Origin of the sequence: Bryocella elongata (genome assembly GCF_900108185.1) — a bacterium.
GTDB lineage: Bacteria > Acidobacteriota > Terriglobia > Terriglobales > Acidobacteriaceae > Granulicella > Granulicella elongata.
Genome location: NZ_FNVA01000005.1, coordinates 71,598 through 94,038, shown reverse-complemented (window position 1 = coordinate 94,038; position 22,441 = coordinate 71,598). Strand labels below are relative to the sequence as shown.

General features: G+C 63.4%; 17 protein-coding genes. 9 read left to right on the top strand and 8 right to left on the bottom strand.

What is annotated here, in order from left to right; translation table 11 throughout:
* Positions 1-45 precede the first annotated feature (45 nt).
* The 4 genes from C4S68_RS14515 to C4S68_RS14500 all read left to right on the top strand — a co-directional run bounded on the left by C4S68_RS14515 (position 46) and on the right by C4S68_RS14500 (position 4,624).
* Positions 46-1,032: an alpha-E domain-containing protein gene (locus C4S68_RS14515; protein ID WP_103933814.1), complete on the top strand. Its 987-nt coding sequence runs from the start codon at positions 46-48 to the stop codon at positions 1,030-1,032.
* 85 nt (positions 1,033-1,117) lie between these two features.
* Positions 1,118-2,116, top strand: a complete 999-nt coding sequence (locus C4S68_RS14510) for a transglutaminase family protein (RefSeq protein WP_103934121.1) — start codon at positions 1,118-1,120, stop codon at positions 2,114-2,116.
* A gap of 2 nt (positions 2,117-2,118) precedes the next feature.
* Entirely contained in the window at positions 2,119-4,209 is a 2,091-nt protein-coding gene (locus tag C4S68_RS14505) for a tetratricopeptide repeat protein (RefSeq protein ID WP_103933813.1), read from the top strand.
* A 124-nt stretch (positions 4,210-4,333) separates the two neighbouring features.
* The gene (locus C4S68_RS14500) at positions 4,334-4,624 is read left to right on the top strand and encodes a hypothetical protein (protein ID WP_103933812.1); all 291 of its coding nucleotides are present in this window, start codon (positions 4,334-4,336) and stop codon (positions 4,622-4,624) included.
* An 88-nt stretch (positions 4,625-4,712) separates the two neighbouring features.
* Here the strand turns inward: C4S68_RS14500 and C4S68_RS14495 are convergent, their stop codons facing one another.
* Both C4S68_RS14495 and C4S68_RS14490 read right to left on the bottom strand, forming a co-directional pair.
* A complete protein-coding gene (locus C4S68_RS14495; RefSeq protein ID WP_103933811.1) occupies positions 4,713-5,492 on the bottom strand; it encodes an SDR family oxidoreductase in 780 nt (259 codons plus the stop codon).
* A complete protein-coding gene (locus C4S68_RS14490) occupies positions 5,489-6,901 on the bottom strand; it encodes an FAD-binding oxidoreductase (protein ID WP_103934120.1) in 1,413 nt (470 codons plus the stop codon). The genes C4S68_RS14495 and C4S68_RS14490 overlap by 4 nt, the downstream gene beginning before the upstream one ends.
* 140 nt (positions 6,902-7,041) lie before the next feature.
* Between C4S68_RS14490 and C4S68_RS14485 the strand changes: the two genes are divergently transcribed.
* Positions 7,042-7,965, top strand: a complete 924-nt coding sequence (locus tag C4S68_RS14485; protein ID WP_103933810.1) for a LysR substrate-binding domain-containing protein — start codon at positions 7,042-7,044, stop codon at positions 7,963-7,965.
* Positions 7,966-8,129: 164 nt separating this feature from the next.
* Positions 8,130-9,098, top strand: coding sequence for a YeiH family protein (locus tag C4S68_RS14480; RefSeq protein WP_103933809.1), 969 nt, complete (start codon positions 8,130-8,132; stop codon positions 9,096-9,098).
* Between the two features lie 29 nt (positions 9,099-9,127).
* Here the strand turns inward: C4S68_RS14480 and C4S68_RS14475 are convergent, their stop codons facing one another.
* The 6 genes from C4S68_RS14475 to rpmI form a co-directional block, all read right to left on the bottom strand.
* Complete coding sequence (locus tag C4S68_RS14475; protein ID WP_103933808.1) at positions 9,128-10,762, bottom strand: DHA2 family efflux MFS transporter permease subunit; 1,635 nt, start codon at positions 10,760-10,762, stop codon at positions 9,128-9,130.
* Between the two features lie 104 nt (positions 10,763-10,866).
* Complete coding sequence (locus C4S68_RS14470) at positions 10,867-11,472, bottom strand: TetR/AcrR family transcriptional regulator (RefSeq protein WP_235011610.1); 606 nt, start codon at positions 11,470-11,472, stop codon at positions 10,867-10,869.
* Positions 11,473-11,553: 81 nt separating this feature from the next.
* Positions 11,554-14,139 (bottom strand): zinc-dependent metalloprotease, encoded by a 2,586-nt coding sequence (locus tag C4S68_RS14465; RefSeq protein WP_235011609.1) that lies wholly within the window; start codon positions 14,137-14,139, stop codon positions 11,554-11,556.
* Positions 14,140-14,219: 80 nt separating this feature from the next.
* Complete coding sequence (locus C4S68_RS14460; protein WP_103933805.1) at positions 14,220-14,720, bottom strand: hypothetical protein; 501 nt, start codon at positions 14,718-14,720, stop codon at positions 14,220-14,222.
* Positions 14,721-14,826: 106 nt separating this feature from the next.
* On the bottom strand, positions 14,827-15,189 hold the full coding sequence (gene rplT / locus C4S68_RS14455; RefSeq protein WP_103933804.1) for a 50S ribosomal protein L20: 363 nt from the start codon (positions 15,187-15,189) through the stop codon (positions 14,827-14,829).
* A gap of 219 nt (positions 15,190-15,408) precedes the next feature.
* Positions 15,409-15,606, bottom strand: a complete 198-nt coding sequence (rpmI, locus tag C4S68_RS14450; RefSeq protein WP_103933803.1) for a 50S ribosomal protein L35 — start codon at positions 15,604-15,606, stop codon at positions 15,409-15,411.
* Between the two features lie 249 nt (positions 15,607-15,855).
* On the opposite strand from rpmI, the gene C4S68_RS14445 reads away from it, so the two are divergent.
* The 3 genes from C4S68_RS14445 (at position 15,856) to gyrB (ending at position 22,232) form a co-directional block, all read left to right on the top strand.
* The gene (locus tag C4S68_RS14445; protein ID WP_235011608.1) at positions 15,856-17,922 is read left to right on the top strand and encodes a M13 family metallopeptidase; all 2,067 of its coding nucleotides are present in this window, start codon (positions 15,856-15,858) and stop codon (positions 17,920-17,922) included.
* 108 nt (positions 17,923-18,030) lie between these two features.
* Positions 18,031-19,392: a hypothetical protein gene (locus tag C4S68_RS14440; protein ID WP_103933802.1), complete on the top strand. Its 1,362-nt coding sequence runs from the start codon at positions 18,031-18,033 to the stop codon at positions 19,390-19,392.
* Positions 19,393-19,565: 173 nt separating this feature from the next.
* On the top strand, positions 19,566-22,232 hold the full coding sequence (gene gyrB, locus C4S68_RS14435; RefSeq protein WP_103933801.1) for a DNA topoisomerase (ATP-hydrolyzing) subunit B: 2,667 nt from the start codon (positions 19,566-19,568) through the stop codon (positions 22,230-22,232).
* Positions 22,233-22,441: the final 209 nt, after the last annotated feature.

Genomic DNA, 22,441 nt, shown 5'->3' with positions numbered 1-22,441 from the left:
GGGTCGCCCTGACTTGCCGTAAAAACCGGCAGTGTACATTTGAGTATGCTTTCCCGCGTTGCCGACTCTCTCTACTGGATGTCGCGTTATCTAGAGCGCGCAGAGCACACGACGCGCCTGCTCGAAGTCAACCTGAACCTGATGCTGGACGAGAGCTCCACCAGCTCCGACCACCGCTGGCTGCGCGTCTTGCAGGCGCTGGGCAAGCCCAAGCGGGTCAAGTGGGAAGGTAACCCTTATGCCTTCGCCAATGCGCTCACCTTTGACACGGTAAACAAGACCTCGGTGCTCTCCTGCATCATGTCCGCGCGCGAGAACGCACGCCACGTGCGCGAGCAGATCTCCACCGAGCAGTGGCAGCGCCTGAATTCGCTCTACCTTGACGCAACGCGCCCGGAGATCCGCCAGCTCGGCCAACCTGCCGCCTTGCATGATGCCACCGAAGCCCAGTCCGCCTTCCTGCAGATGGTGCTTGATTCCGTCCACCAGTTTCAGGGCGTCACCGACTCCACCATGAGCCACGGCGAAGGCTGGCAGTTTATCCAGGTGGGTCGCTTCCTGGAGCGCGCCAGCGCCACGGCCATGCTGCTCGAGGCGTATCACGAAGACCTCTGGTCGCAGCCCGATCGCGTGGCCGAAGGCAACGAGTATCTGGAGTGGATGGGCCTGCTGCGCAGCGCCACCGCGTTCGAGGCCTACTGCAAGGTCTACACCGCCGACCTTACTCCCGAGCGTATCCTCGAGTTCCTGCTGCTCGACGAAGAGTTCCCCCATTCGCTTCGTTTCTCCATCCAGAGCGTCGAACAGGCGCTTCAGGCTATCCAGAAGGTAAGCGGGAAGCAGCGCGCCGAAGAGCTCCATCGCATCGCCGGCCGCCTCAGCGCGTCTCTCGCCTTCGCGTCCGTCGACGAGATCCTGAACGGAGACATCGTGGGCTATCTGCGCGGCATTCAACGCCAGTGCAGCGCCATCCATGACACCATCTATCACCTGTACGTGGACTACTCCGTGCAGGCTGCCCTGGCGGGATAACCCGCGGGACAACGGAAAGGTACGTTGCAGCATGGAAGTGCAGCAGGAGCCGGAACTCATCTATCGGCACGAGCAGGGGGAACCGATGTACTACTCCATCCGTCATCTCACCAAGTTCGCGTACAAGTCGCAGGTCAGCGAAAGCATCATGGAGACGCGCATGCATCCGCGCTCGGATGCGAACCAGCGCTGTCTCACGTTTCATCTCTCGGTCTCGCCGCGCTGTCGCGTCTTCAGCTATCGCGACCACCTTGCCAACCACGTACACCACTTCGATATCCCCGGCCAGCATGGCCAGCTCGTCATCGTCGCCGAGTCCCTCGTTGAGGTCGAACCCGCCCTCGAGCTTCCTGAAGCATTGGACGAGACGGCCTGGGAGGACATGGACCGCGAGGTCCACGAGAGCGATTTCTGGGAGATGCTGCTGCCCAGCGCCTTCGCCGAAGCGACGCCCGCGCTCGAGGCGCTGGCCACGGAGTTCGACCTGCGTCGCAAGGACGATCCGCTGACCGTCCTGCGCACCTTGAACAAGCAGCTCTACGAGTACTTCGACTACAAGCCCAAGTCCACCAAGGCAGATTCACCCATCGAGCTTGCGCTCTCCACCAAGGCCGGCGTCTGCCAGGACTTCGCGCACATCATGATCGCGCTGGTGCGCACGCGGCTGCAGATCCCTTGCCGCTACGTCTCGGGCTATCTCTTCCATGGCGAAGGAGCGCACGACCGTTCGGTCGCCTCCGCAACCCATGCGTGGGTCGAGTGCTTCCTGCCTGAGCTTGGCTGGGTGGGCTTCGATCCCACCAACAACCTCCTCGTCACCGATCGCCACATCCGCACCGCCATCGGCCGCGACTACGCCGACGTTCCGCCTACGCACGGCATGTTCCGCGGCCGGACCAAGAGCGAACTCACCGTAGCCGTGCGCGTCGAGCCGAGCCTGGGCGTTCCGGAGCTCGACCGCGAGCTTCCCGTGCCTGAAGACTGGTCGATCCTGGTCGAGAAGGCCCAGGCGCTGCCCGAACAAGCTGCACCCGCGAAGCGCAGCAACCAGCAGGCCCAACAACAACAGCAGCAGGCACGCTAGCCATGGCGCGCAGACCGGAAGCGAAGGCGAAGCTGCGTTCCCCGCAGCCCGCGGCAATCCGCGACGCAAGGTTCGGCTTCGGCACGATGATGCTGTGCTGCGCTGCGTTGGCCGTGCTGCTCATCGCGGCCTATGGCAACAGCCTTTCCAACGGCTTCGTGTGGGACGACCACCAGCAGATCGTCCTCAACGAGAACCTGCGCACGGCATCGCCACTCTCGCGCATCTTCACCACCGACACACGCTTCGACTCGCACTCGCAGTCGCTCCAGGGCGTCGATTACAGGCCCTTGCAGATGCTCACGTATCGCATCGTGCTGGGAGCCTTTGGGCCGCAGGCGGAACCGTTTCACCTGGTGAGCCTGCTCTTCGCCATCGCTTGTGCGATCGCTGCCTTTTTCGTCGCACGACGTCTGCTTGGACGCTGGCAGGCGGCCTTCGCGGTCGCAGCTCTCTTCGCTCTGTATCCGCTCCACACCGAGGCCATCGACTGGATTGCCGCACTGCCTGAGTTGGGCTGCACCCTCTTCCTGCTGATCGCCTTCGCGCTCTATCTGCAAGCGAGAGGCACGACCGCGCGGCGTCGTCTGGTTGTGGTCCTCGGGAGCCTCAGCTTCTTCCTCGCCCTGCTGTGGAAGGAGACCGCGGTCATCTTCCCGCTGCTGCTCGTCGCGGCCGAGGTTCTACTGCCATCCGAGTCCTCCACAGACCCGCGCCAGCGCAGCCTGCGCGGCATCCTCTTCTCGGTAACGCCTTCCCTCGCCGCGCTGCTGCTCTACTTCGGAATCCGGTTCGCCGCACTCGGTGGGCTTGAGTCGGGCCGTCGCGACTGGCTGCTCAATCCCCTCACCTTCGCGCTCAATGACCTCTGGCTGCTGGTGCAGTACGTCGGCAAGCTCATCCTGCCGTTGAACCTCAACGCCTACGTTCTGTTGCAGCCCATCCGCTCGATCACCGATCCGCGCGCGCTCGGCGGACTGGCATTCTTCGGTGTGTTGATCGCCGCCATGGTGTGGCTCATCCAACGCGCAGCCTCAGCACAGACCGGCATCACCGCCACCACCAGCAAGCTTCTCCCTGCGATCTTCGGGCTCGTATGGACGTTGGTCACGCTGCTGCCGGCGATGAACCTCAGCGCTCTGGGACGCAACGCCTTTACGGAGCGCTATCTCTTCCTTCCGTCCTTCGGCTTCTGCATCGCGCTTGTCGTCATCGCGAACGCTTTGCTGGAGCGGGTTCCGGAATCACCTCGCCGTTACGCTGCTCCCGTGCTGCTTGCCGTCACGCTGATCGGCTTCTGCGTGGTCATCGTCACACGCAATCCCGATTGGAAGGATGATGCGACGCTCTTCGGCGCCACGCTCGCAAAGTCGCCCGACGCGCCGTTTGTGCGCGTGATGGTCGCCAGCGCGCAGGGCAACGAACCGAGCAAAGCCAGCGACGCCGAGGTGAACTTCCGCGCTGCCATCCAGCTTGCCAACGAGGAGGTTCCCACAGATCGTCCCGACCTGGTCACAGCTTCGCGCGGTCTTGCGTGGATCGAGGCCAATCGTGGCGACCTGCAACAGTCGCTCGCTCTGCTCGACAGCGCCTCCGCTATCGATCCTGCCAATGCCGACACTGACGGCGAGCGCGGCCTGATTCTTCTTCGAGCAGGCCAGCCTGCCCTCGCACAGCCATTGCTGGAACGAGCCATCGCCGCGGAGCCCAACAACGAGAATGTCCTCTCCGCTTTGGGTCTGCTGGCGCGCGACTCGGGCCATGATCCCGCGCGCGCAGTCTCGCTCTTTGAGCGCGCCCTGTCTGCACATCCGGGCGAGGACGACTTCGCTGCGGGCGAGCACAACAACCTCGCCGCGGCCTACGCCGACCTTGGCAACTGGCCCGCGGCCATCGCGCAGGAGCGTGAGGCGATTCGTATTCAGCCCACCGATCCCGAGTTTCACGTGAATCTCGCCGGCGCGCTCGCCGCCTCCGGCCATCCCGACGAAGCCCGTGCCGAGGCGACAGCGGCGCTGCAGGTATCGCCCAACGATCCTGCCGCAAAGTCACTGCTCAATGAGATCGACCAACGCTTCGGCCCCGCAAAGTAAGCGTCGCGGCCGTCAGCCTTAGGGCGCAGCTTGTCCCATATGGGCGGGAATCCAGGCGCTCATCAAGCAGTACAGCAAGGCCGCGCAGGGCAATCCGGACTCCACCTTCTACTCGCTCGCGAAGATGGAGTTCGACGCGCAGGGCAGCACCAGCTGCAACTCCAATAACGGCGCCACCTCAGGCTCGACCTGCATCTTCCATGACGTAACGCTCGGAGACAACGACACGGTGTGCAGCACGCTCTCGGGCGTCGCCCACAACTGCTACAAGCCCTCCGAGACCTACGGCGTGCTGTCGCTCTCCAATACCACCTACAGTCCGAGCTATAACGCGACCGCGGGCTATGACTTCGCCACTGGCCTGGGAACACCCAACGTGTATAACCTCGTGCACGCATTCGCGGTATCGAAGTAACAACAGAGTTTCCAACGCAGGGAAAGCACGAAGGCCGCCGTAGAGGCGGCCTTCGTGTGTTTGGAGATCCGATACGCGAAGTCGACGCCTACTCCGCGCCCAGGCTGAGCTTCTTGAACACGCTCTCCGGAATCAGCTTGATCACGCCCATGATGATCTTCCAGATGCCGGGCACATAAAGCACGTCCCCGCCTTTGTCGATGGCACCCACGATCGTCGCAGCGACCTTGTTCACGTCAGCGAACTTCTCGCTGCCCTTCATGCTCTCGGTCATCGCGGTCTTCACCGGACCGGGCAGGATCGTGAGCACACGCACGCCTTCGCGATCGATACGATTCCGCAGCCCGCTGAGAAACGCCGTCAGACCTGCCTTCGCCGAGCCATAGACATAGTTCGACTTGCGGCCGCGCTCACCGGCTACCGACGAGATGACCGCAAGCGTGCCCGTGTGGCGCTGCGCGCAGTAGTTCGCCAGCCACGTCAGCAGGCTCGCCGGAGCGATGAAGTTGTTGTGCAGCACGGCGTCCGCAGCGTCAAAGCTGCGCTCCGACTGTGCCTGCTCGCCCATCGTACCCATGGCGACGAAGGCAACATCCAGGCCGCCCAGCGAGTTGATGGCATGCGCCAGCAACTGCGGATGTGCAGCCGTGTCGTCGAGATCGGCCACGGCGCTATCCACGAACGCAGCACCACGGACGCGGGCATCATCCACCACCACACCCACTTTGCTGGCGGTACGGCCGACCAGGTAGAGCATGTCGCCACGTTCGGCCCAGCTGCGAATACAGGCCTCGGCGATGCCGGACGTCGCGCCCAACACGAGGATGCGCTTTGGCGTGTGAGCCGTGCTCGCCTTGCCCGCGCTCATCGGCCAACCGTCCTGACGCTGCGTCCGGTAAAGCTTGCGCCCACGACGCGCTCCCAGAAGCTCGACGTAATCGCCGGGTCCTTGAATCGCGCAAACTTCTCCCACTGCGGATAGAAGGCCTGGAACTGGTCTGGCGTCATGCAGGCATCCTTGGCCGAGTAGAGTCTGCCGCCGTACTCCTTGGTCATATCGCCAAGCCGCTGCATCAGTGGCATCGTGATGCCGGGCTTGATGGGGAAGTCCAGAGCGAACATAAAGCCTGGCATCGGGAAGCTCATCATGCCCAGCGAAGGAACATCCCCGAAGGTCTTGAGCACCGCGAGAAAGCTTGCGAGTCCGGACTTCGTGATCTCCTGCAGCATCGCGATCGTGCCTTCCTTGCTTGTCTCCCACGGCAACGCAAACTGGAACTGCACGAGCCCGCGCTTGCCGTACATGCGATTCCAGTGCAGCACCTTATCCAGCGGATAGAAGAAGGGCTCGTAGTCCTGCTGCGTCTTCACGTGGCTCTTGATCTGCTTGTGAAAGAAGAGTGTGTTGAAGGCGGTGATCGATAGCTTATTCAAAGCGAACGCCGGCGCATCGATGGGGAAGACGAGCTTCGGCTCGGGGCTTGACTTCAACTCGCCGGGCTCCTTCGCGTGTTCGCCCAGCATGTAGACGCCGCGCGCGAAGTTCCTGCCGGTCGAGACGCAGTCGAGCCACGCCACCGTGTACTCCACGTTCGCGTATTGCTTCTTGATCGCGATGAACTCATCGATGCCGTGGAACTGGATTCCCTCGTAATCAATCAGCCGCGAAGCAATCGGCTTGAGCCGCAGCTGCGCCCACGAGATGAGCCCCGTAAGCCCCATGCCTCCGATCGTCGCTGCGTAAAAGTCCGGGTTTTCCGTCGGCGTGCACAACAGCCGCGTGCCGTCGGAGCGCACCAGCTCGAACGCCGGTACATGATTGCCGAACGAGCCGGCGCCTTCGTGGTTCTTGCCATGCACATCGTTCGCAATCGCGCCGCCCAGCGTTACGTACTTCGTCCCCGGCGTCACCGGAAGGAAGAAGCCGCGCGGCACCGAGAAGTCCAGGATCTCGGCCAGCGAGATGCCGGACTCCGCCGTGAGGACACCGGTCTCGGCATCGAAGGCAAGGAGCCGGTTCATCGCTGTCGTCTTGACCAGCGTGCCATCCTTGAGCAGACCCACGTCGCCGTAGCTGCGGCCAAGACCCACCGGCAACACGCCATGGTGCACCCCGTCGATCACGCGCGGATAGTCGCCCTGCCAGTGCAATGACACGACGTTGGCGTTGTAGTTCGGGTATCGCCCCCACGACTCCAAGGGCGCCTTGCCAGTGAACGCCGGCTCGGTTTCCGAGGTGAAAGCCGGAGGAAACTGAAGATCATCAGTCGCAGGCATGCTCCAAGGATAGACCATGGCACCACCCCGGTCTGTGATCGTGCGTTGACGTGCCAGAACGTTTTCTCAACTGCGAGGCAGCCTCGGTGAGCTGCGCGGCGCTTTGGGGATTAGCCTGTTCCCTTACGAGGTTTGTTCCAATGCTTGAGAACTTTCGTCTCCGGGTCTTCCGCGAGGTCGCCGCGCGCAGCAGTTTCCGGCAAGCCGCCGAGGCGCTCTATGTCACGCAGCCCGCGGTGACGCAGCAGATCAAAGCGCTCGAAGAAGAGCTTGGTGGCGCACTGTTCGATCGCACCGGAGGCCGGGTGCAACTGACCCCCATGGGCGATGCCCTGCTGCGTAGCGCCGAGGCCTCCCACGAGGTGCTGGCGCTCGCCGAGCAGAGCATCGCCGCATTGCAGGGCCAGGTCCGGGGAGGACTGCGCATCGCCGCCTCCACCACCATCGCGCAGTATGTGCTCCCCGGCGTGCTGGGGCGCTTTGCACGCAAGCACCCGAAGGTCGAGTTGGAGATGGAGAGCGCCAACACCGCCCGGGTTGCTGAAGCCGTTCTCGGCGGCGATGCTGCGATCGGACTCGTCGAAGGGCCGGTGCATCGGACCGAGCTGCAGGTCGGCGAATGGGTGCAGGACGAACTCGTGCTCATCGCAGCTGCCTCGCATAGCTGGGCCGGCGGGACCATCGCGCTCGCCGATCTCCGGCGTGCGCCTCTACTACTACGCGAGCGGGGTTCAGGCACCCGCGAGGTCGTCGAGCAGGCGTTGCAGGCTGCGGGCCTCAAGCCCGGTGACCTGAATGTCCGCATGGCACTGAGCTCCACCGAGGCCATCCTCGCCTGCGTGGAACAAGGCGTGGGGGTGGCCTTTGCTTCGCGCTTCGCCCTGCAACGCCAGCTCGCCTTGAAGACCCTGAAGACCGTGCAGGTCACCGGCCTCACCATCGCGCGCAGCTTTCATCTCGTGCGACGCCGCCGACCCGCACTGCGTGGTGCGGCGGCCGAGTTCGCGGACGAACTCACCTTGTTCGCCGACGAGGTGGCTCGCGAGCAGAAGCGTCGCAAGTAGAGGCATCCGCGGATCTACGGGCCGCCCTGCGTCGCTCCGCGAGCCTCACCGGGATCCACTCAGCCTCGATCCGCAGCCGATAAGTCCAGCTTATCGGGCATGACAATTGCTGCTTCGACACCGCGCCCGTGCGGTTCCACACTCATTCTTGTCTGGAGGCAAGTATGAGTCCGATGGTGATTCTGATCTGCGCAGTAATTGTTGCGGCGAGCGGCCTGCTCTCGCCTGCATTTGCTCTGTTGCTGGGCCTGGTGCTGGCACTCGTAACCGAACATCCCTTTCGCACCGAAGCGCACAAGCTGACCAAGTTCCTTCTGCAGGCAGCCGTGGTGCTCCTGGGCTTTGGCATGAATCTCGGAGCGGTCGCACGCGCTGGACGCATGGGCTTCGGTTATACCGCAATCAGCATCGTCTTCGCGCTGTCGCTGGGATTGCTCCTCGGCAAGCTGATGCGCGTAAAGCCCAGAGCGTCGCTGCTGATCGCCGCGGGCACGGCCATCTGCGGCGGCAGCGCCATCGCCGCCATTGGCCCGGTCTGCGAAGCCGGTGAGGATGAGATGGCCGTCGCGCTTGGGACAGTCTTCAGCCTCAACGCCGTTGCACTGTTGCTCTTCCCCTTCGTCGGCCATCTCGTCGGGCTCAGCCAGGCTCAGTTCGGACTTTGGTCAGCATTGGCGATCCACGACACCAGCTCTGTCGTGGGCGCGACTGCGAAGTACGGCCCACAGGCGCTGGAGATTGGCACCACCGTAAAGCTGGTCCGCTCGCTCTGGATTGTGCCGCTGGCGCTGGTTGTTGCCTTCTGGACCAGCCGCAACGGACGGCTTGCAACGGCAAGTGGCGAGCACACTGCGAAGACCAACGCAAAGATTGCGTGGCCCTGGTTCATCGCGCTGTTCCTCGCGGCGGCCGCTGTACGCAGTTTCTATCCCGAAGCCACGGGGGTATGGACGAAGCTCTCTGGGCTTGGACGCAACGCGATGGAGGTGGTGCTGCTGCTGATCGGCGCAAGCCTTTCGCCTGCGATGCTGAAGCGTGTGGGTTGGAAGCCCATGCTGCAAGGCGTGCTGCTGTGGATCGTCGTCGCGACATTGTCACTCGTCGCGATCCACCTGCACTGGATCAACGCCTGAGTCGCGGGGCTTGGGAGACAGCCCTGCGCTCAATGCCCTTCGGGTGCCTTACCTGCAATCGCGAACTTCTTGATGAAGAAGACCAAAGGTAGTGCGAGCGCCGCCGTCCACGCGATGATGCGGAAGCAGTCCATGAAAGCCAGCATGCGCGTCTGTGCGGAGAACTGCTCGTAGAGATTCAGCGCTGCGGCCCTGGCTGCATCCGCATGCGAATACCCCGCAGCCTGCAGCTGCTGCGTGAGGTTGTTGGTCGCCTGCTGCAGCGCATGGTTGCTGGGAGAGAGTGCTGCGCTGAGCCTCTCCTGATGGAAGTTCTGGCGACGCTCGCTCATCGTCGTCACAAAGGCCACGCCCACGCTTCCACCCCAGTTGCGGAAGAAGTTGGTGAGGCTCGATGCGCGGTTGTTCTGTTCAGGCGTCAGCTGCGAGTACGCAATCACGTTGAGCGGCACGAAGAAGAAGCCGTAACCGAGCCCCTGGAAGGCGCGTGCCAATGCGTAGTGAGTGTAGTCGCTCTGCAACGTCATGCCGCTGTAGTACAGCATCGACGCGCAGATGGTCGTGAGGCTGAACGCCAGCAGCACCTGAGGCTTTACGATCTTGCGCTGCACCAGCTGCGCCGCTATCGGCGCCAGGACCGTGATGACCAAGGCACCCGGCCCGAGCACCAGACCCGCATCGATGGCGCGATAGCCATAGAGCGATTGCAGCACCTGCGGGATCATCGTCGTCGTCGCGAACAGCGTGAAGCCAAAGAGGAACAGCAGCGCCACCGCGATGGCGAAGTTGCGGCTCTTCAACAGCCGCAGATCGATGATTGGGTCTTTGGTGCGCAGCTCCCACCAGATCGCAACGATCCAGCAGATGGAGCTGATCACCACCAACTTCACAATCAGGGACGAGCCGAACCAGTCATCGATCTGCCCGCGATCCAACACGATCTCAAGGGCCGCCGAGCCAAGACCGACGAGCGCGATGCCGGGGACGTCGATCTTGGGCTGCTTCTTCTCAGCTTTCAGCCGCATGCGTTCCGCAGTGAATGCCGGTGGGTCCTGGATGAGGCGATTGGTCAGGTAAAGCGAGAGCAGCCCGATGGGAATGTTGAGAAAGAAGATCCAGCGCCAGTTGTAGTTGTCCGTGATGTAGCCGCCGATCACCGGCCCGATGGCGGGCGCCGTGACGATCGCCACGGTGTAAAGCGCGAAGGCAGCAGCGCGCTTTGCAGGAGGGAACGTATCGACGAGGATGGCTTGCTCCACCGGGGCGAGGCCACCCCCGCCAATGCCCTGCAGCACACGCGCCACCAGCATGAACTCCAGCGACGGCGCGATGCCGCACATCAGCGAGGTGATGGTGAACAACGCCACGCAGGCCATGTAGTAGTTCTTGCGGCCGAAGGTGCGGCTCAGCCACGCACTCATCGGCAACACTACGGCGTTGGCGACGAGGTACGTGGTCAGCACCCACGTCACTTCATCGAAGCTGCGTCCGAGACCGCCAGCGATGTACGGCAGCGAGACATTCGCAATGGAGGTGTCGAGCAGCTCCATGAAAGTCGCCAGCGTAACCGTAAGTGCGATGATCCAAGGATTCACCACGCGGAATACAGGAGCTGCGGGCCTCGCAGCGACCGGAGCCTCAATCTCGAGTGTGGCCGTAGCCATCTCTCTCACCTCTTCGAGGGAATGAGACCGTGCGGTCTCTTTTAGAGAGATTCACGCCAGCGAGGAACGATGCAGATTTGTCTCAGGGCGAGATCACGGAGCGGCTATCCCCGTCGTACTTTGCCCGATGCACGTACTTCGCTGAGCAGCCAGGAGTCGAGCAATGCATGCGTAGAGTGCAGCACCGCCTGGTTCCGTTCGATCCGTGCCAGCATCACCGCACCCTCCAACGCGCCGATGATCCGCGTCGCAACCTCCTGCGGATCAAACGTTTCGCGGACGCTGCCTGCGGCTTGCCCCTGCTCCACGATGCCCACGATCATCGCGCGCCAGCGCTTCACCGCACCGCGAACGCGCTCGCGCAGCACAGGGTTGCCGTCGTCCGCGTCGGTGGAGGTATTCAGCACCGGGCAACCGCCCGGGAAGCCAGTCTTCTCCGTGAAGTTCGCTACATGCCGACGCAGCTTGTCGACCGCATCGTCGATCTCGTCCATGCCGCGCGTGCGGACAGCGAAGGCTTGCCCCCACGCGTAGTCGAAGGCCTCGGCAGCGATCTCTTCCTTGCTGTTGAAGTGGCGGTAGATGCCGCCCTTCTCGAGGCCCGTGGCTTCCATGATCTCGCGCAGCGCACAGCCAGCGTAGCCACGCCGATTGAACAGCGCCGCCGCCTCTTCGATGATGTGCTGCCGCGTGACCTCGCCCTTACGCAAGACCGGCCTCCCTGAAGCCCATTCCATCTGAGCATAAAGGAGACCGGCCGGTCGCAAAAGGTTGTGGCTTTGGAAGTTTGCTTAGTAGATGTCGAACTCGTCCTCGTCACCGATCGGCATTCCCGGAGGAGCTTCAATCGGCTTCACCGGAACAAACTTGTCCGGACTCCGCTTGAAGTCCTCGATCCGCGCGATCATCGCCTTGCGGTGGATCGCCTCGGCCGAATCCGTCGGCATCGGCTCCGTCGTCCACTGCTTCAGCAGGTCTTCGATGTGATACAGCGCGATCGCCCGCACCTGCGAGCTCGCCGCCGGATCAACCGCGAGGCCAAGCATCGTCTCGAGGCCGCGGAACTCGACTGCACGCTCCACCTCGGACGACATCGTGTGCCCGCCATCGATGCGACGCGCCGTCTCCTTCGACACCGCTTCCATCAGCACCCGCAGCGAGGTCTTCGACGGCGGGTTGCGCATGTGGTACTGCACGATGCGCGAGTCGCGCTCCGGGTTGAAGAGCTCCTGCAACGTGAGGTCGGCAGCTGATTCAGCCACAGCGATCGGGTCGAAGGTCATCCCCGTCTCCGCAGCAAACGACTCGCGCGTCTTCTGCGTGCCCACAGGACGCGGCGGAAGGATCGCGAGCAACGACTCGGGGATCGTCAGCACCTCGGGAGAGAGCGTCTTCAGCGCAGCATCGATCGCCGCCTGCTGACGCGCATCCGACACCACCGTCGGCATCATCTGCCCATCGCCGCGAGTGTTCGCGCGGTAGTCCAGGCCGCCGATCTCCTTGATCGTCGCCTCCAGCTGATAGCGGTGGAAGAGATACAGCACCACCAGCTTGTCTTCGAGATCCGCCAGCGGTTCGCCGTTCTTGATCGCGTTGATGCCGAAGTTCTTCATCGCCACTTCGCGAACCTGCAGCGTGCGCAGCAGCTCTTCGCTGGGCTCCGTGCCGTTGTCCCAAAGGTGCGCGATCGGCGAAGGCGAACCCAGCGGACGTGCATCCTGATCCGTGAGGAAGACCATACCGGTCTTCTCCGACTTCTCAAGGATGGCCTCAAGCGCTGCGGGATCTTCCACCGGCTTGCCGCCCTTGTCGAACTCGCGATAGCCGTAGTCGATCGCGGTCTTGTCCCAGATGCCGATGTTCACCGGGTACGCGTGCGAGGTGTCGATCTTGCCTGCCTTGTCCACCGTGATCCATGGATGCGGATACTCCATCACGCTGGTCGTCACGTCCTCCGCATGCGGGAACGTGCTGGCCGCGTAGTTGTGCGCCAGGCCGATGGTGTGGCCCGTCTCATGCGCTGCCAGCTGGCGGATGCGCTGCAGCACCAGCTTCAGCATCGGATCGTTCGCCGGGTCCAGCGCCTTGCCATCCTTGTACGGCGACAACATCGCTTCCGCGATCATGTAGTCTTGCCGCGAACGCAGGCTGCCCAGCGTCACATTGCCCTTGATGATCTCGCCCGTGCGTGGGTCCGTGATCGACGCACCATAGCTCCAGCCACGCGTGTAACGATGCACCCACTGGATCATGTTGTAGCGGATGTCCATGGGGTCGGCGCCATTGGGCAGCACGTCTACCTTGAACGTCCCCGGGGCCCAGCCCGCGGCCTGGAACGCCTGGTCCCACCAGCGCGCACCTTCCAGCAGCGCACTGCGGAGCGGTTCCTGCGCTGCGTTGTCCACGTAGTACTGGATCGGCTGCACTGCCTCGCACGAGGTCTTGCAGTTGGGGTCCTTCTTGATCAGGCGGAAGCGAGCGATGAGCTGCTGTTCCATGTCATCGCCCTGCGGCACCGTGTAGTCGCGATAGCTGTGGTCGCTGAAGCCCGAACGCGGAGAGAACTTGCGCGGCGTAAAGCCGGGAGGCGGCAGCTCGATGAGCATCTGGCGCTCGTGCACCGTCATCGCGCTGGGGTTCGGCGTCACGTCCCGGACGTAGCGTCCCGTCATGCCGCCTTCGCTGGCAACGGTGATCACCGACTCCACCGCAATGTTCTTTGGGAACGACTTGATCTCGTCCGGCACCAGCGCGGAGCGCGCCGGGTCAAAGCGATACTGCCCCTGCTTCATCTGGTTCAGCACCTGCGCCGCGCCGCGCGCATCGCGCACGAAGAAGTCAGTGGCATCGAGCAGCAGCGTACCGTCCGGACCTTCAGCCTGCACAGTAAAGCCGGCCATCACGCTCTCAGCAAAGCTGTCGGTAACGCCCTTCACGACATTGGGATCGTCCGAAGAGCTGCGGAAGCGGATGTTGGGCTGCATCAGCAGCACCTTCGGCCCGCTGCGCACAAACTTCACCAGGCTGCTCGAAGGCCCTTCGCCCACGCCGCCCAGCTGCCCACGATCCATCCCCAGGTCGTTCGATCCGGTGCCATGCACCAGCGTCGTCGCATAGATGTACTCCGGCGACTCCGTGTGCGCGGAGTTCCCCGTCATCGGGACCTCCATGTACACCTTGCCCGCGCGGGCGTCATAGTCCAGGGCAATCATGCCCGGCTTGTGCTGCATGTTCGCCGTACGCGCGGCGATCGTAGCCAGCGGCTTGCTGGAGTCTTCAGAACTTCCACCACCGCCGCCAGGGCGCTGGGCAAAGATCGGCTGCGCAACAACACAGGCAAGTGCGAGGAGCGGGCACAACATTCGATTGGGGGACATGCAAGTGTTGTAGCACGATGAATCACGTCTGGCGACGATCTTCGCGCACTCTGATATCCCAGCCCACCCGAATCGACGCGTCAGCCCATCACCCGCTTGAACCACCGCCCGATCGCCGTCCGCGGTCCCGGATCCGCGGCCATGGGAGCATCCGGGAATCGCCTCCGGAGCAGCGCAATGATCTCCTCCGCCTGCTCCTGCCCGATCCCCTTCAGAATCTGCGCGTCCTTGGTGAGCTGCCGAAGTCGCAGCGACGACGATTCATTCTCACCGCCTCCGTCATACTCCAGCCGGTAGATCTGGTTCCAGCGATAGAATGTGCGCTCCGCGAAGATCCCATCCGGGTCTGCCGCAATGACCAGCTGCTTTTCCGATAGCGCATCCCAGAGAAACATCACAGCAAACAACAGGCAGAATCCCGCCCCCAGCCAGCTCCCGTACCCCGCACACAGGGCAGCACCGCTGACGCAACCACCGGCTAGCAGCAGGTCGACTCCGCGACACTCCCGCCGCAGCACGACCGTCATCTGCCGGCCATCGTCCGTGACCGTCTTCGCATACGCTGGCCCAAACCATCGCATAGCCGGAATTGTCGCAGATCATTGCGTTCCCGCAAACGAAAACGCGTGGCCCGAAGGCCACGCGTTTTCTCACTGTCTACTGTCTATTCTCTACTGTCTCGCCCGCTTACTTCGCGGCGAGTCCAGCCTTCGCCTGCTCGGCGAGCGCGGCGAAGCCGGCTGCGTCGTTGGCGGCGATGTCGGCCAGGATCTTGCGGTCCAGACCGTTGCCGGCCTTCTTCAGGCCGTTGATGAAGGTCGAGTAGCTCATGCCGTTGATGCGGGCAGCGGCGCCGATGCGGACGATCCACAGCGAACGGAACTGGCGCTTCTTCTGCTTGCGGCCGATGTAGGCAAACTTCAGGCCGCGCTCGACGGCTTCCTGGGCTGCCTGGTAGAGCTTGCTCTTGGTGAGGAAGTAGCCAGACGCGCGCTTGAGGATCTTGCGGCGGCGGTCGGCGCGCTTTGTACTGCGTTTTACACGAGGCATCGTGTGCTCCTTTTGCGTCGTTCGTGATTCGTACCTTTCGGTACGGCCCGGATGGAGGTAAGGGTGGCCTCTTCTCTCAGGCGTTCAATTTCGAATCTCGGTGGGATCTGGCTATCGCCACTCCCAGGGGCCTGGAACGATTGACGGCCCTTCGGCTCCCGCCTTTCGGCTTCAGCTCGGCTCGATTCGAAAAACTCTGTCAGGCGGCGGCCTTACGCTCTAGGCGTAAGGAAGCATCCGGGCGACCTTCGGGGTGTCGGCAACCGACACAAGCACGATTCTGCCGAGCTTGCTCTTGGTCTTCGAATCCTTCGAGGTCAGGATGTGGCGCATCTTGGACTGCCCGCGCTTGAACTTGCCGCTGGCGGTCTTCTTGAAGCGCTTTGCCGCGCCCGAGTGGGTCTTCAACTTTGGCATGGTGTTTCCTGCTTTGCCGCTCCCCTTTGCAGGCAGCCCCTGACAGAAACCTGTCCGGCCCAGCCCACGGGGAATCAGCGATTGGACAACAGCTGTCAGTATAGCAAAGTCTCCAGGTTTTGGAGACAAATCCGCTCCCCAATCCGCCATCACCTCGCTCCGCGCCCCTCCTCGCGATACGATGGGGGCACTTCAGAGCCATCTCTGAGCCTTTTCTGAACCCCCTTTCTGGATCTTCAAGGAGCTGCCGTGTTCCGTCCCGCTTCGCTGGCCCTCGCCGCCGGAATCGCCGCTGGCCTCGCGCTTGCCGCCGCCACCTCGGCCCTCGCTCAGCAGCCTGAGCCCAAGCCGCTCACCGCCATGCCCTACTCGCCCTCGCTGGACGTCACCAGCATGGACCGCACGGTCGATCCCTGCACGGACTTCTACAAGTACTCGTGCGGCGGCTGGATGAAGAACAACCCCATCCCCGCAGACCAGGCCTCCTGGAGCGTCTACGGCAAGCTCACCAACGAGAACCAGCAGTTCCTGTGGGGCATCCTCGAGCAGGATGCAAAGCTCGCGCAGCGCAATACGGTGCAGCAAAAGATTGGCGACTACTACGCCGCCTGCATGGATACCTCCGCTATCGACGCCGCAGGCATCAAGCCCATCGAAGCCGCACTGAAGCGCATCGACAAGCTCAGCACGCGCGAGGCGATCCTCACCGCGCTGCCGTACCTCGAGCACGAGCTGATGGGCACCTTCTTCTTCAACTCCGGCGTGGAGCAGGACGCGGAGAACAGCGATGTGATGATGGTCGGCATCGGCGCCGGAGGGCTCGGGCTACCCGACCGCGACTACTACCTGAAGACCGACGACAAGAGCGTCGCTCTACGGACCAAGTACGTCGCGCTGCTGGTCAAGCTGCTTGTCGACTCCGGCGAGAGCGAAGCCCAGGCCAAGGCTGACGCCGACGCAACGATGCGCATCGAGACCGCGCTGGCCAAGTCGCAGCTCACCCGCGTCGAGCGCCGCGATCCGCACAAGATCTTCCATCGCACCTCCATGGCTGACCTCCAGAAGATGGCTCCCGCGATCGACTGGCCGGTCTACTTCCGCGTCCAGGGCCCGAAGTCGGTCACGACTCTCAACGTCTCGCAGCCTGCCTTCGTGAAGGAGATCAACGCCGAGCTGAAGGACGAGCCCGTGGACGCCCTGCGCGGCTACCTGCGTGCCCACGTCATGCTCGGCGCGGCTCCCTCGCTGGCGCAGCCCATTGCGCAGGCGCACTTCGACTTCTTCTCCACCACCCTGCGCGGCACACCCTCCATGCCTCCGCGCTGGAAGACCTGCGTGCGCGCCGTCGATCGCAACCTCGGCGAGGCGCTGGGCCAGGAGTTCGTTGCCCGCACCTTCACCCCGCAGATGAAGGCCGACACCGACCGCATGACCCAGCAGATCGAAGCTGCGATGAAGCAGGAGATCGAGGGCCTGGACTGGATGACGCCCGAGACCAAGAAGCAGGCGCTCGAGAAGCTCCATGAGGTGCGTAACAAGATCGGCTACCCCACCACCTGGCGCGACTACACCGCGCTCGACGTCGAGAAGACGGGCTACTTCGGCAATGCGCTGCGCGCCAGCCGCTTTGAGGAAGCTCGTGAGTGGAACAAGCTCGGCAAGCCCGTCGACCGCAACGAATGGGGCATGACGCCGCCCACCGTCAACGCCTACTACGATCCTTCGATGAACGACATCAACTTCCCTGCGGGTGTCCTGCAGCCACCACTGTATGACCCGAAGGAAGATGCCGCGCCCAACTACGGCAACACCGGTTCGACCATCGGCCACGAGCTGACGCACGCCTTCGACGACGAAGGCCGCCAGTTCGATGGCAAGGGCAACCTGCGCGACTGGTGGACTCCAGCCGACGCCAAGGGCTTCGAGGACCGCATCAACTGCATCCGCGACCAGTACGCCGGCTATGTCGTCGTCGATGACATCCACATCCAGTCGAAGCTGACCAGCGGCGAGGACGTCGCTGACCTGGGCGGCACGCTGCTGGGCTACATGGCGTGGAAGGTGCAGACCGCCACGGAGAACCTCGAGGACAAGGACGGCCTGACGCCAGACCAGCGCTACTTCGTCGGCATGGCCCAGTGGGCCTGCGAGAACGAGCGCCCCGAAAATCAGCGAGCCAACGCCCTCACTGACCCCCATTCGCCCGGCTGGGCCCGCGTGAACGGCGTCGTCGTCAACATGCCGGAGTTCCAGAAGGCCTTCGGCTGCAAGGTCGGCCAGCCGATGGTTCACGTGCCCGCCTGCAAGGTCTGGTAACCAGTCACACGCCGAGGAACGTCCACACGGAAGGAACTCGTGTGGTGAACTAAGAACGTGGCTTCAGAACGAGATCACGTCAGGCAAACAGGAAATGGCGAGCCAGAGGTGAGTGGAGATCCAGCCAGGGCTGGCTGGATCTCCGCCCCCATCGGCAACCTCGCGCCCCGCTTCAGGGGTGCGGTGATCGCGCTCGCGACCCTCGCGGGCTCGGGGTATGCGGCGTGGAAGGAACTCCACTACCGCAGCCCGTTCTACATGGCCGACATCTGGTCGTACCTTTCAATCGCCCGTGGGAATGCCGCAGGGCTGGTGCAGCCGTTTGCCTCACGCCAGCTTGGGCCCCTCATTGTGCGCGGCCTCGATGCCCTGCTTCACATCGACGCGCACCGTGGCTTCGAGATCGAAGCCACCGCCTCCCTGCTCGTCCTGGTCGGCGTTCTCTTCGCCCTGGCCGGAAGATCCCGGGCCCCTTGGTGGGTTCTGGTGGCGATTGCAGTCGCTCCCATGATGCCCGACACCATGCTGGGCATGGTGCTGCCCGACCTCTTCTATGCGGCGCTGCTCGCCATCTTTCTGATTCTGCTGGAGCGCGAGCTCTGGGTAGCCGCCGCCCTCTGGATGCTCCCCCTCATGGTCGCCCGCGAGAGTACCTCGCTGACGCTGGCCTGCCTGCTGCTGGCGGCTTGGCGTCCGCTGCGGTTGCGTGGGTGCCTGCTGGCCATCGCCTCGGCCGCTGGCGGGGCGGGGATCGTGCATTACCTCTCTCGCTCCAGCCCGGGAAATCCGCAGCACCTGCCCGAATCGGTGTACATCCTGCTCAAGGTGCCATGGAACACCGCGCAGAACCTCTTCGGCGTCGAGCTGTGGAACAACATCAACTACGGTTGCGGCACCCCGGTTTGGCAGCACGCGTTTCACCTGGGCTCGATCCATTCAGTTGGCTTCTGCGGCTTCAATCCAGCGCTGCCCCGGATCACCCTGATGGCCGGACTCACCGAGTTCGGACTCCTTCCCCTGCTGGCGGCATTCGTCCTGTGGAGGCGTCGCAGCCGTCCGGCGGCGCCAGAGGCCAGGACCGAGGGCTACGCTACGATGCTCCGTTTCGCGACCATTTACGGTACGGCCTACTTCCTTCTTGGTCCCCTGCTGGGTACGGGAGTTCCCCGACTGATGGGGTACGCGTGGCCGCTGTTTTTCGTCGTCCTTCCGTCCTGGATCGGGGAGTCCGGCCAGTCCTCCTGGGTGCGCTCCCGAAGGGCAATCTGGGCCGTTCCGCTGTTTCTGGCGATCCACTGGGCCATCTCCTGGGTCTATTGGCAGGAGGTCTACCTTCCGGAGATTTTGCTCGGATGGGCTGTCGCGGCGGTGCTGCTGACCTTCTGGTCGAGGGCCGAAACGCCAGCCCCCGGGGATGACGCTGCGAGTCGCTCCAAAGCGCTCCCGGCCGATGCCCCGGCAGGAGCGTAAACCATAGATTTTTCGCGGGTGCGCGCGAGTTTTGCAGGCCCCGGATTTGTGTTGCGGCGTGGTAAAATTAGCACAGGGAAAACCCTTTGCAGGCGGCCCCTTCCCTGGCTCAAACACCGCATCGTCGCGGACGTCTCCCGAGCCACGACACCCCGCCGTCTGCCGGAGTTCGATTGTCCACCCAACCCACTTTGCCGGATCCCCAGGATCCGTTGGCCCCGAAGGCCCCCAAGGCCGCGCCCGCTGAGGGCAGCTACACCGGCGAAAACATCACCGTCCTCGAAGGCCTGGCCGCCGTCCGTCTGCGTCCCGCCATGTACATCGGTTCGACCGGTGAGCAGGGACTGCATCACCTCGTCTATGAGGTCGTCGACAACTCGGTCGATGAAGCCCTCGCCGGGCACGCCACCAAGATCGAAGTCACCATCCACGTCGACAACTCCATCACCGTCGTCGATGACGGCCGTGGCATCCCCGTGGACAACAAGACCATGCCCAACGGCGAGGTCCTGCCCGCGGTGCAGGTGGTGCTCACCGTGCTCCACGCCGGCGGCAAGTTCGATGCTTCCAACTACAAGGTCTCCGGTGGTCTGCACGGCGTCGGCGTCAGCTGCGTCAACGCCCTCTCCGAGGCCTTCGACGTCGAGATCTGGCGCGATGGCTTTGCCTGGGAGATGGACTTCTCCAAGGGTGACCCCATCAGCCCGCTGCGCCAGATGGGCCCCAGCAAGCGCAAGGGCACCAAGGTCCACTTCCTGCCCGACAAGTCCATCTTCACCGTTCACGAGTACAACTACGACACGCTCGCCAACCGCCTGCGCCAGCTCGCCTTCCTCAACAAGGGCATCGAGATCATCCTCTCGGACGAGCGCACCGTCGATGGCAAGGGCGAGATCAAGTCGCAGACCTTCAAGTACATCGGTGGCATCGCCGAGTTCATCAAGCACCTGAACAAGGGCAAGCAGGTTCTGCACGAGAAGCCGATCTACATGGAGGCCGAAGTCGGCCAGCTCGTCATGGAGATCGCGCTGCAGTACAACGACTCCTACTCCGAGACCGTCTTCAGCTTCGCCAACAACATCAACACGGTCGACGGTGGCACCCACCTCTCAGGCTTCCGCACCGCGCTCACGCGCACCATCAACGTGGCCGGCCAGCAGCTTGGGCTCTTCAAGGATGTCAAGGAGAACCTCTCCGGCGATGACGTCCGCGAAGGTCTCGTCGCCGTTGTCTCCGTCAAGCTGCCCCAGCCGCAGTTCGAAGGCCAGACCAAGGGCAAGCTCAACTCCGACATCGCCGGCCAGGTGCAGGCGTTCGTGAACGAGCGCCTCGGCGCCTTCCTGGAGCAAAACCCCCAGGTCGCCAAGAAGATCATCAACAAGGCCATCGACGCCGCCCGCGCCCGCGAGGCAGCCCGCAAGGCCCGCGATCTCACCCGCCGCAAGGGTGCGCTCGATGGCGGCGGACTTCCCGGCAAGCTCGCCGACTGCTCCGAGCGCCGTCCCGAGATGTGCGAGCTCTACCTCGTCGAGGGTGAGTCGGCCGGCGGTACCGCCAAGCAGGGCCGCGACCGCAAGTTCCAGGCCATCCTTCCTCTCAAGGGTAAGATCCTCAATGTCGAGAAGGCCCGCTACGACAAGATGCTGGGCCACGAGGAAATCCGCGCCATGATCACAGCCCTCGGCTGCGGCATCGGCAAGGACGACTTCGACATCGCCAAGCTGCGCTACGGCAAGCTCATCCTGATGACCGACGCCGACGTCGACGGTTCGCACATCCGCACCCTGCTGCTGACGTTCTTCTTCCGTCACATGCGCGAGCTCATCGACCGCGGCCACGTCTACATCGCGCAGCCGCCGTTGTACTCCATCAAGAAGGGCCGCTTCCAGCAGTTCATCAAGGACGATCGCGAGCTGGAGAAGATCATGCTGCGCCGCGCCAGCGAAGGCCTCAGCATCCGCTACGGCGATGCGGGCGCCAGGCTCGAGGGCAGCGAGCTGCGGCACTTCATGTCCGCACTCAGTGACTACAAGACCTACTTCCTCAAGCTCTCCAAGCGCCTCCGCAACGACGACGTCACCCGCTTCTTCATCGAGGCCTTCGCCCACAAGGGCAAGGACGCAGAGCGTCGCGCCGAGTTCGAGACGCCTGACAAGCTGAAGGCCCTGCGCGACCGCCTCAAGACCATCGAGCGCCGCGACCAGTTCAAGGCCATCAGCGAAGTCACCAAGGACGAGGAGCACAATCTCTACTGGCTCAGCTTCACCGATGCCCAGGGCGCCGAGCGCAAGATCGACTGGACGCTGGCGACTACCCCCGAAGGCCGCCAGCTGCTGCTCAAGCACGCGGACATGGGCGGCCTGCTCCAGGGACCGTTCCTCATCGAGTACCAGGGCAAGGACGCGAAGGCCAGGACCGAAGCGGCTCCCACGCAGGAGGAGCTTGACGAGGCCGCCGCCGTAGAGGCGGAAGAGCTCGCAGCTGCCGCACCCGATGCCGCCGCTCCCGACGCTACGGCTGAGGCCAGGCCTGCGCCCCGCAAGGGTCGCGAGGCCCAGGACCCCGTTGAGAAGACCAACCCGATCGACCTCTTCGATTACGTCATCGAGCAGGGCAAGAAGGGCTACGACGTGCAGCGCTACAAGGGCCTCGGCGAAATGACCGCGACCCAGCTGTGGGACACCACCATGGACCCGACCCGCCGCACCCTCCTGCAGGTCAAGCTCGAGGACATCGCCGCGACGGAAGAGATCTTCACCACCCTCATGGGCGAAGATGTCGAAGCCCGCCGCAAGTTCATCGAAGAAAACGCCCTGGACGTCAAGAACCTCGACATCTAGACGACGTCGATCCACGCGATACAAAGCCCGGCCATCTGGCCGGGCTTTGTGTATTTGCAGCCCAGAAATCGGGTGCCCCACATCTCGATTTTGAGATGTGGGTTCGCAGGATGACTGTTACACCGCCACCCTTGAGACAAACTGGGTGCCCCGGGTCCCTCAAGGGACCCGGGCTAGAGCATTTTCCCTGTAGGTGTAGCCCAGCGCAT

Excerpts from the sequence above, each read along its gene's own strand:
- C4S68_RS14515 (WP_103933814.1), top strand. The coding sequence starts at position 46 with ATGCTTTCCCGCGTTGCCGACTCTCTCTACTGGATGTCGCGTTATCTA.
- C4S68_RS14510 (WP_103934121.1), top strand. The coding sequence starts at position 1,118 with ATGTACTACTCCATCCGTCATCTCACCAAGTTCGCGTACAAGTCGCAG.
- C4S68_RS14505 (WP_103933813.1), top strand. The coding sequence starts at position 2,119 with ATGGCGCGCAGACCGGAAGCGAAGGCGAAGCTGCGTTCCCCGCAGCCC.
- C4S68_RS14500 (WP_103933812.1), top strand. The coding sequence starts at position 4,334 with ATGGAGTTCGACGCGCAGGGCAGCACCAGCTGCAACTCCAATAACGGC.
- C4S68_RS14495 (WP_103933811.1), bottom strand. The coding sequence starts at position 5,492 with ATGAGCGCGGGCAAGGCGAGCACGGCTCACACGCCAAAGCGCATCCTC.
- C4S68_RS14490 (WP_103934120.1), bottom strand. The coding sequence starts at position 6,901 with ATGCCTGCGACTGATGATCTTCAGTTTCCTCCGGCTTTCACCTCGGAA.
- C4S68_RS14485 (WP_103933810.1), top strand. The coding sequence starts at position 7,042 with ATGCTTGAGAACTTTCGTCTCCGGGTCTTCCGCGAGGTCGCCGCGCGC.
- C4S68_RS14480 (WP_103933809.1), top strand. The coding sequence starts at position 8,130 with ATGAGTCCGATGGTGATTCTGATCTGCGCAGTAATTGTTGCGGCGAGC.
- C4S68_RS14475 (WP_103933808.1), bottom strand. The coding sequence starts at position 10,762 with ATGGCTACGGCCACACTCGAGATTGAGGCTCCGGTCGCTGCGAGGCCC.
- C4S68_RS14465 (WP_235011609.1), bottom strand. The coding sequence starts at position 14,139 with ATGTCCCCCAATCGAATGTTGTGCCCGCTCCTCGCACTTGCCTGTGTT.
- C4S68_RS14460 (WP_103933805.1), bottom strand. The coding sequence starts at position 14,720 with ATGCGATGGTTTGGGCCAGCGTATGCGAAGACGGTCACGGACGATGGC.
- rplT (WP_103933804.1), bottom strand. The coding sequence starts at position 15,189 with ATGCCTCGTGTAAAACGCAGTACAAAGCGCGCCGACCGCCGCCGCAAG.
- rpmI (WP_103933803.1), bottom strand. The coding sequence starts at position 15,606 with ATGCCAAAGTTGAAGACCCACTCGGGCGCGGCAAAGCGCTTCAAGAAG.